The sequence below is a fragment of the Rhizobacter sp. P3_C12 genome (assembly GCF_056402735.1).
On the sequence record NZ_JBFUGW010000044.1, the window covers coordinates 24,328 to 30,786 of the forward strand.

The 6,459-nt window shown below is 63.4% G+C and carries 5 protein-coding genes and 1 pseudogene; 2 read left to right on the plus strand and 4 right to left on the minus strand.

Translation table 11 applies throughout. The features are described from left to right. Window positions 1-112: 112 nt before the first annotated feature. From AC1DXV_RS09970 to AC1DXV_RS09985, 4 genes and pseudogenes are all read right to left on the minus strand, one after another. Window positions 113-769, minus strand: a complete 657-nt coding sequence (locus AC1DXV_RS09970; RefSeq protein WP_477864882.1) for an FMN-binding negative transcriptional regulator — start codon at window positions 767-769, stop codon at window positions 113-115. A 153-nt stretch (window positions 770-922) separates the two neighbouring features. Next, window positions 923-2,171, minus strand: a pseudogene (locus tag AC1DXV_RS09975) (M20/M25/M40 family metallo-hydrolase). A gap of 35 nt (window positions 2,172-2,206) precedes the next feature. After that, window positions 2,207-2,776 carry a nuclear transport factor 2 family protein gene (locus AC1DXV_RS09980; RefSeq protein ID WP_477864883.1) on the minus strand — a complete coding sequence of 190 codons (570 nt, stop codon included), beginning with the start codon at window positions 2,774-2,776 and terminating at the stop codon, window positions 2,207-2,209. Window positions 2,777-3,517: 741 nt separating this feature from the next. After that, window positions 3,518-3,718, minus strand: a complete 201-nt coding sequence (locus AC1DXV_RS09985; protein ID WP_477864884.1) for a CopG family transcriptional regulator — start codon at window positions 3,716-3,718, stop codon at window positions 3,518-3,520. A 164-nt stretch (window positions 3,719-3,882) separates the two neighbouring features. Here AC1DXV_RS09985 and AC1DXV_RS09990 point away from each other — a divergent pair, with 164 nt between their 5' ends. Continuing rightward, on the plus strand, window positions 3,883-4,626 hold the full coding sequence (locus AC1DXV_RS09990; protein WP_477864885.1) for a YoaK family protein: 744 nt from the start codon (window positions 3,883-3,885) through the stop codon (window positions 4,624-4,626). Window positions 4,627-4,722: 96 nt separating this feature from the next. Further along, on the plus strand, window positions 4,723-5,469 hold the full coding sequence (locus AC1DXV_RS09995) for a spermine/spermidine synthase domain-containing protein (RefSeq protein ID WP_477933420.1): 747 nt from the start codon (window positions 4,723-4,725) through the stop codon (window positions 5,467-5,469). The last annotated feature ends 990 nt before the right edge of the window (window positions 5,470-6,459 follow it).

Consider the following 6,459-nt stretch of genomic DNA (forward strand, 5'->3'; position numbering starts at 1 on the left):
CGGTGGGCAGACTGTAGTGAGCCGGATGCGATGGATAAACGCCGCTTTGCTCAAAAGATTGTCAACTTGATCGAATCAATCCGTGGACGCATCACTGCGTTCAAGGCTTGAGTCACGCCCGCCTGGCTGCATCCGCCTCCATCGCCTTGACGACGAGATCGGCCACCGCCTCCGCCTCGTCGCCCGGCTTCTTGTGCAGACCCTGCACGGTTCCGCGTCGGTCCTGGATCGCTTCGTCCTGGCTGACCTTCAGCTTGCCTTCCAGTCGTTCGATCGGCAGCTCGATTCCGACGATGACGCCCATCAGCTTGTCGATGAACGAGCGGGGCGCGTCGCTCACGGACCACGGCGCCGACTGGCGAGCCTCGTGAGCGTCGGTGAGCCGGCTCAGCATGTCGAGCATCCATTCACGGTCCTCGATCGCGCGCGCAACGCCGTGGGCGTGCGCCACCACGTAGTTCCAGGTGGGCACGACCTGGCCGTGCTCCGTCTTGCCCGGGTACCAGCCCGGTGTGATGTAGGCCTGCGGCCCCTGGAACATCACGACCGAGGGCGTGGCAGCGTCCAGTTCGCGCCAGACCCCGTTGGCACGAGCGACATGCCCGATCAACGTGCCGTGCGGCCCGCGGCTGCGATCCAGGAGGAAGGGAACATGGTTCGCGATGAGACCCTCGCGGCCGTGGCACACCCAGGCACCCAGCGGGTGGGATGCGATCAACGAAAAGATCGCTTCGCGATCCGTGAGTTGGTGCGACGGGTTCACGTACATGGGGGTGCCTCAGATTCCAATGAGAGCGTATCGCACCCGGAAGATCGGGGCTCCCCAGAACTCACCGCCAACATTCGCGCCGCGCTTCGCGGTCCGTCGGAGCATCGGCCAGGCGCAGACCGGACAGGTTTCTGCGTCAGTATCGGGTGGTTCTCACTGCGCCAGCCTCTTGATCAACCGATACATGAACTCCCGCCCGTCGTACAGCCGCTGCACGCCGATGTGCTCGTTCAAGCCATGCACCCCCGTGTTGAGCGGGTCGGCGAACAGGCCCGACACGCCATACATCGGGATGCCCACTTCGCGAAAGTGACGGCTGTCGGTGGTGGACACGCCCATCGTCGGGATCACCGGCACGCCGGGCCACAGCTCGGCGCTCACTGCCTCAATGGGGCCGATCACGTCGGGCCGCAGCGGCGAAGCGGGCGCCGTCGCTTCGCCCTCGCGTGTCAGCGTCACCTTCAGCTTGGGGCCGGCGATCTCGGTGAGCTTGCGGGTGACGAAGCCCAGATCCTCGTCGGGCAACATCCGGCAGTTGACGCTGGCCTTGGCGCTCTGCGCCAGCGCGTTGGGTGCGTGGCCGGCGTTCAGCATCGTTCAGCCGCACCGGGAACTGGTACTGCCGCAGCCGCGTCAGCGCCTCCGCCAGGTCGTAGATGGTGTTGTCCACCGTCGGCCGCGCGCTGTGGCCACCGGGGCCGGTCGCCTCGAACTCGGCCTGCACGTAGGTCTTCTCGGCGATCTGCACGATGTGCGAGAGCGGTTTGCCGTCCTTCAGTTCGCCGCGCCCGCCCTCGTTGATGCCGAACTCCGCCTCCACCCATGCGCGCCGGTTCTTCAGCAGCCAGCTGGCCCCGTTGGCGGGGGTGTCGCCTTTCTCCTCGTCGGCCGTGAGCGCCAGGACGATGTCGCGGTTCGGCGCGAAGCCTTCCTTCTTCAACTGCCCCAGCACCGAGACGAAGATCGACGCCATCGCCTTGTCGTCGATGCTGCCGCGGGCGGTGAAGGTGCCGTCCTTCTCCTGCAGCTTGAAGGGGTCCGTCTTCCAGTCGCTGCGCTTGGCCTCGACCACGTCGATGTGGGCCAGCAGCAGCAGGGGCTTCTTCGCACCGCTGCCTTTGTAGCGCGCCACCAGGTTGCCCTTGCGCGGGAAGGGCGCGATCATCTCCACCTCGGCGGCCGTGAAGCCGGCGTCGAGCAGGCGCTTGTGCATGGCCTGCGCCGCCAGGGTGGTGTCGCCCTCCGAATCCGTGGTGTTGATCTCGACCAGCTCCTGGTAGATGGAGCGGAACAGCTGCTGCTGCGCCGTCAGGTCCGCCGCATTGGCCTGCGCGGCAAACAGCGCCAGCGCTGCGGCAAAGGGCAGGGCAGCTCGCTGCATCCGGGTGGCTTGTCCGTCCATCGGGTCCACTCCTTGTCGGTCACTGGATGCAGCCATCATGCCTTCATCGCCGCGACGAGCCAGTCCAGCTGGCCACGGACGCGCGCGGAGGTGAGGTGGTCGAGGTAGTCGCGCGAGCTCACGATCTGGCCGTCGCGCACCCGGATCACGAAGATGCCGGGAATCGAGAACGGCTCATCCGCGCCCTCCACGGTCCCCTGGTACTCGAACTCGGCGATGATGACTTCGGGGTCCTTCGTCTCGTGGACGACGATGTTGGTCGCCTTGCGGTTCAGCCGCGGGCTGGCATCGTTGGGCCGGAAGTGTTCGCGCAGCTCGTCCCGGGTGCGCAGGGCGGGGGCGCGAAGCGGGTGAAACGGGTGCACGACGTCGGTCTGCTCGGCATAAAGGTCGGGCAACTCATCCCAGCGGCCCTCCGCGACGCCGTTGACCAATGCGAGGAACACTTCTTTCGGGGTGAGGGGCGGGGGCATTCGATTCTCCGTTTTGTTCACCATGATGTCGAAAGACGGGCCGGAACGCCGACCCATGAGCTGCAGCGGCTCGGCGGCTGGAAGACTGGCACGATATGGTCGAGCGGTATGCGCACGCAGCGCCAGAAGCATTGCAGGGCGCGGCCCTGCGACTGGATGCGTTCTTTGGCTGCGCTGCGGCTGCGCCGGAAGATCGGGACTCCTGGCAAACAGCGCCAAGACCTTGATCGCATTGGTAGGCCGTGTTGGACTTGAACCAACGACCAAAGGATTATGAGACGGTTACCGCTCCCTTTCGATACCCGGCCATGGGGCACGCGCACTATGAGGGAGGGAGCGGCGGGGCGTGTTGGATCTCTGACAGGCGACTGGCGTAGCTACGCAGTGGCTACGTCACCAGGTCCGTGCGCGACGCCTTGGTTCGTAGTTCTGCCGCCGCGCGTAACTTGTTGATTCATAAGGTTCGGCTCTTGGAAGAGAGTCGCACCATTGCCCTGGTGTGCGTTGCCTCGCACCAGCCAGTCCCCCAAAAATCCCCCACATCTCCGGCCGCTATGCGGCGGTTGCCGTCGTTCGCCTCGCGCTATCGACCGGCTGCTTGCTGCCTCAAAGCGGTCGCTGCAGCGTTCGGGAGTCAGCTGAACGACCGTTCAAGCGACGTGCCACTCGAGGGCGCTAGTCGACGCGCCGTGCCGCCAGTGAATCAGAGGACGTTGAACGTCCGCTGCGCGCGTGCGCGAACTGGAGCTATCGACCCACTGCTGACATTCAGGTCGCCGATCTCGAGGGCAAACAGCGGTCGCTCATCGTTTGACATGAGCTGCATGACCCATGCTTGCCGGGCACCGATCACATCGACACGGCCTCATGCGCTCATGAGCGCTGAGCATCGGCTCCAGTCGCCTCCTCGGTCCCGCTGGGCACAAAGCTCGCGCCGTGGGCGCTGAGGTACTCGCGAATGAGGCGGCGAACCACCTGGGATGGGGTGACGTCCTGCTTCGCGCACAGGGCTTCGAAAGCCTTCTTCTTTGCCGGATCGATCAAGACCGTTAGGCGGGCAGTTTTTTGCTCCATACATGCTCCATATGTTAATCAAATTATAATTGCAATCGTATGTGAAGCAAATTAGATTGGAGCGCCCTGAAATCAGCGACGCGTTGCAGGTCACACCGCCTCGTCAGCCAGGGCAACCCGATCCTTCCGTTCTTGACGGGCCATTGGCCCGCTCCTTCTCGACCATGGCACTCCACTTCCTGCTGCGCTTGACCGGAAACCATCGCACCCGAGCGGCCGATCGCCAGCTCGGCGGGATCCTGGCGTTCGTCGCCGGGGCCATCAATGCAGGGGGATTCTTGGCAGTGCAGCGCTACACCTCGCACATGACGGGCATTGTTTCCGGCGTCGCAGACGACTTGGCCACAGGTGGATTTGCGCTGGCACTGGTCGGCGCGGTGTCGCTGATGGCCTTCGTGTCCGGTGCCGCATGCACCGCCCTGCTGATCAACTGGGCGCGTCGACGTCAGATGGACAGCAAGTACGCCTTGGCCTTGCTGTTGGAAGCTGGACTCTTGTTGTTGTTCGGCCTGGTGGGCGCCAATCTCCAGTCGCTCGGGCACTTGCTCGTGCCAACCGCGGTGCTGCTCCTGTGCTTCATCATGGGCCTGCAGAACGCCATCGTCACCAAGCTTTCCCAGGCGGAGATTCGGACCACCCATATGACCGGTGTGGTGACCGACCTGGGCATCGAATTGGGACGGCTGATCTACTGGAACCGCATCAACACGGCCAACGAGATCCATTTCGTCCGGGCCAACCGCGACAAGCTGTTCATCCACGCGCTCGTACTGGGCTTGTTCTTTGTCGGCGGCTTGGTGGGTGCCGTGGCCTTCAAGCATTTCGGCTTTTCTGCCACGCTTCCTCTTGCGTTGCTGCTGGTCATCATGGCGTCGCCGCCCTTGATCGTCGACATCCAGCGGGCTTAGGTCAGGGGCCAATTCTTCGAACCGGCATGACCCCATCCCCAGGCGCACACATGCCGCTCTTCCGTATCCCAGCATGCGCCCCCAGGCGCTCAGAAAATGCCTGACTCCGCTGACAGCAACCAATACGTCAAGCCCTTCGTCTACGAAACGTTGACCTCAAAGGCCTTGCACTTCACCATCTCCGAAATCCAGAGCCGCATGCAGACCTTGCGCCCGAATGCACTGGATCTCGCATACACGCGCACGATGATGGGCTTCCTGCTGTTCAACCACGAGCCCGCCACCCTGGCCATGATCGGGCTAGGAGGCGGCTCGATGGCAAAGTTCTGCCACCGCTATCTGCCCACTACCCGCATCAAGGTGATCGAGATCAATCCGCATGTGATTGCCTTGCGCGATGAATTCCAGGTGCCACGCGATGACGAACGCTTCAAGGTGCGCCGCGGCGACGGTGCGGAATTCGTTCGCTCTGCACCGTATCGGCTGGACGTCTTGCTGGTGGACGGTTTCGATTACGAGGGCCAGCCACCGGCGCTGTGCTCTCAGCGCTTCTACGACGATTGCTACGACGCACTGCAACCCGACGGCCTGATGGTGGTCAACCTGCACACAGGTCATCGCGACTTCAATTCGCAGGTTGCCCGCATCGAACGGACTTTCGGCAGTGAGGTGCTGCTGGTCGGCGATGACGAGTGCAGCAACACCATCGTGTTCGCATGCAAGGGTTTGCTGTCCAGGCGATTGAAGCCATCCATCCCGCGCAAGCCCAAAGGCTTTGATCGGGAGACCTGGGACGAATTGGTGCCCGCATTCTTCAGTGTCGCCAGTGCGCTCAGCGCGTGACGAAAGCCGACCTCCCGAGCGGGCGGTCAGCTGTCCGCTTTGAATCTTGATCCCTTGCACAGGTCTTGGCGAACTGCCGGGCCTTGCTTCCTTGTTCGTTTGCTTCGGGGTCGCAGAGCTGTCGGTCACCATTGTCCGGAGATGGCCGATTGTTGTCTGCCGCTGCGCCCGTCGTCTGCGGTAGACGACCCGTGCTGTCAGCCAACTCCCCATCTGGCATGCAGAAAGGCGGTCGCTCCCCGGGCTAGCGGGTTCGGGAATGCGGTGTCTCCACTCTCGATGGAATGACTATCCATTCACCGTCTTTCTCGACGTATCGGAACAAGTCCCCACGCCCGAAGCCGTCGCCGGCGCAGTAGCCCGATACCTCCACCCACAGGTACCCACCTTCTGACTCGCCACCCACGGCCCTGGTGAGCGTACAACCTGAATGCACTCTCGCAAAGTCAGCTGCCACCTGGGCATCGGTGGGGCCGCTGCAGCCCAAGATCGACGCACCGCAGAGAGCCGTAGCCCCGACAGCCAAGAGGCGACCGAGAACAGAGCGAAGCTGTTGAGGAGTCATCCGCAGAATCTGCACCCACATGGCGAAGCCGCTGTGAAGTCTGCGTGTTCCGAGGTCGTGTCGATTCTTCGAAGCGGCATCGCTACTCCACCGACGGCGAGAGTCAGCCTTTCGCGACGCCCACGCCTGTTGCAACCACAATGAGAGGTCATCCGAGAGCGGTCATTCGCGAACGGCAGCGAGTGGCCGTCTGCAGAGATTCGCAGCCGAAGCATTGCATGACGCCGACCGCTGCGAACCGTACTTCCTCTCCAGACTGATGGGTGCTGTTCGAATCGGAGGGGCCAGGTGGCTGCAGGCTCCAAGATTGGCATTGCAGGATGTCCGCGGCTCTTGTCGGCGACCTCTCCGAACCGGGCCCTTGGCGACGACTCACCGGGCCTCCAGGCAAAATCCAGCTCAGGGGCGAGCCTGACGCCAGGCCT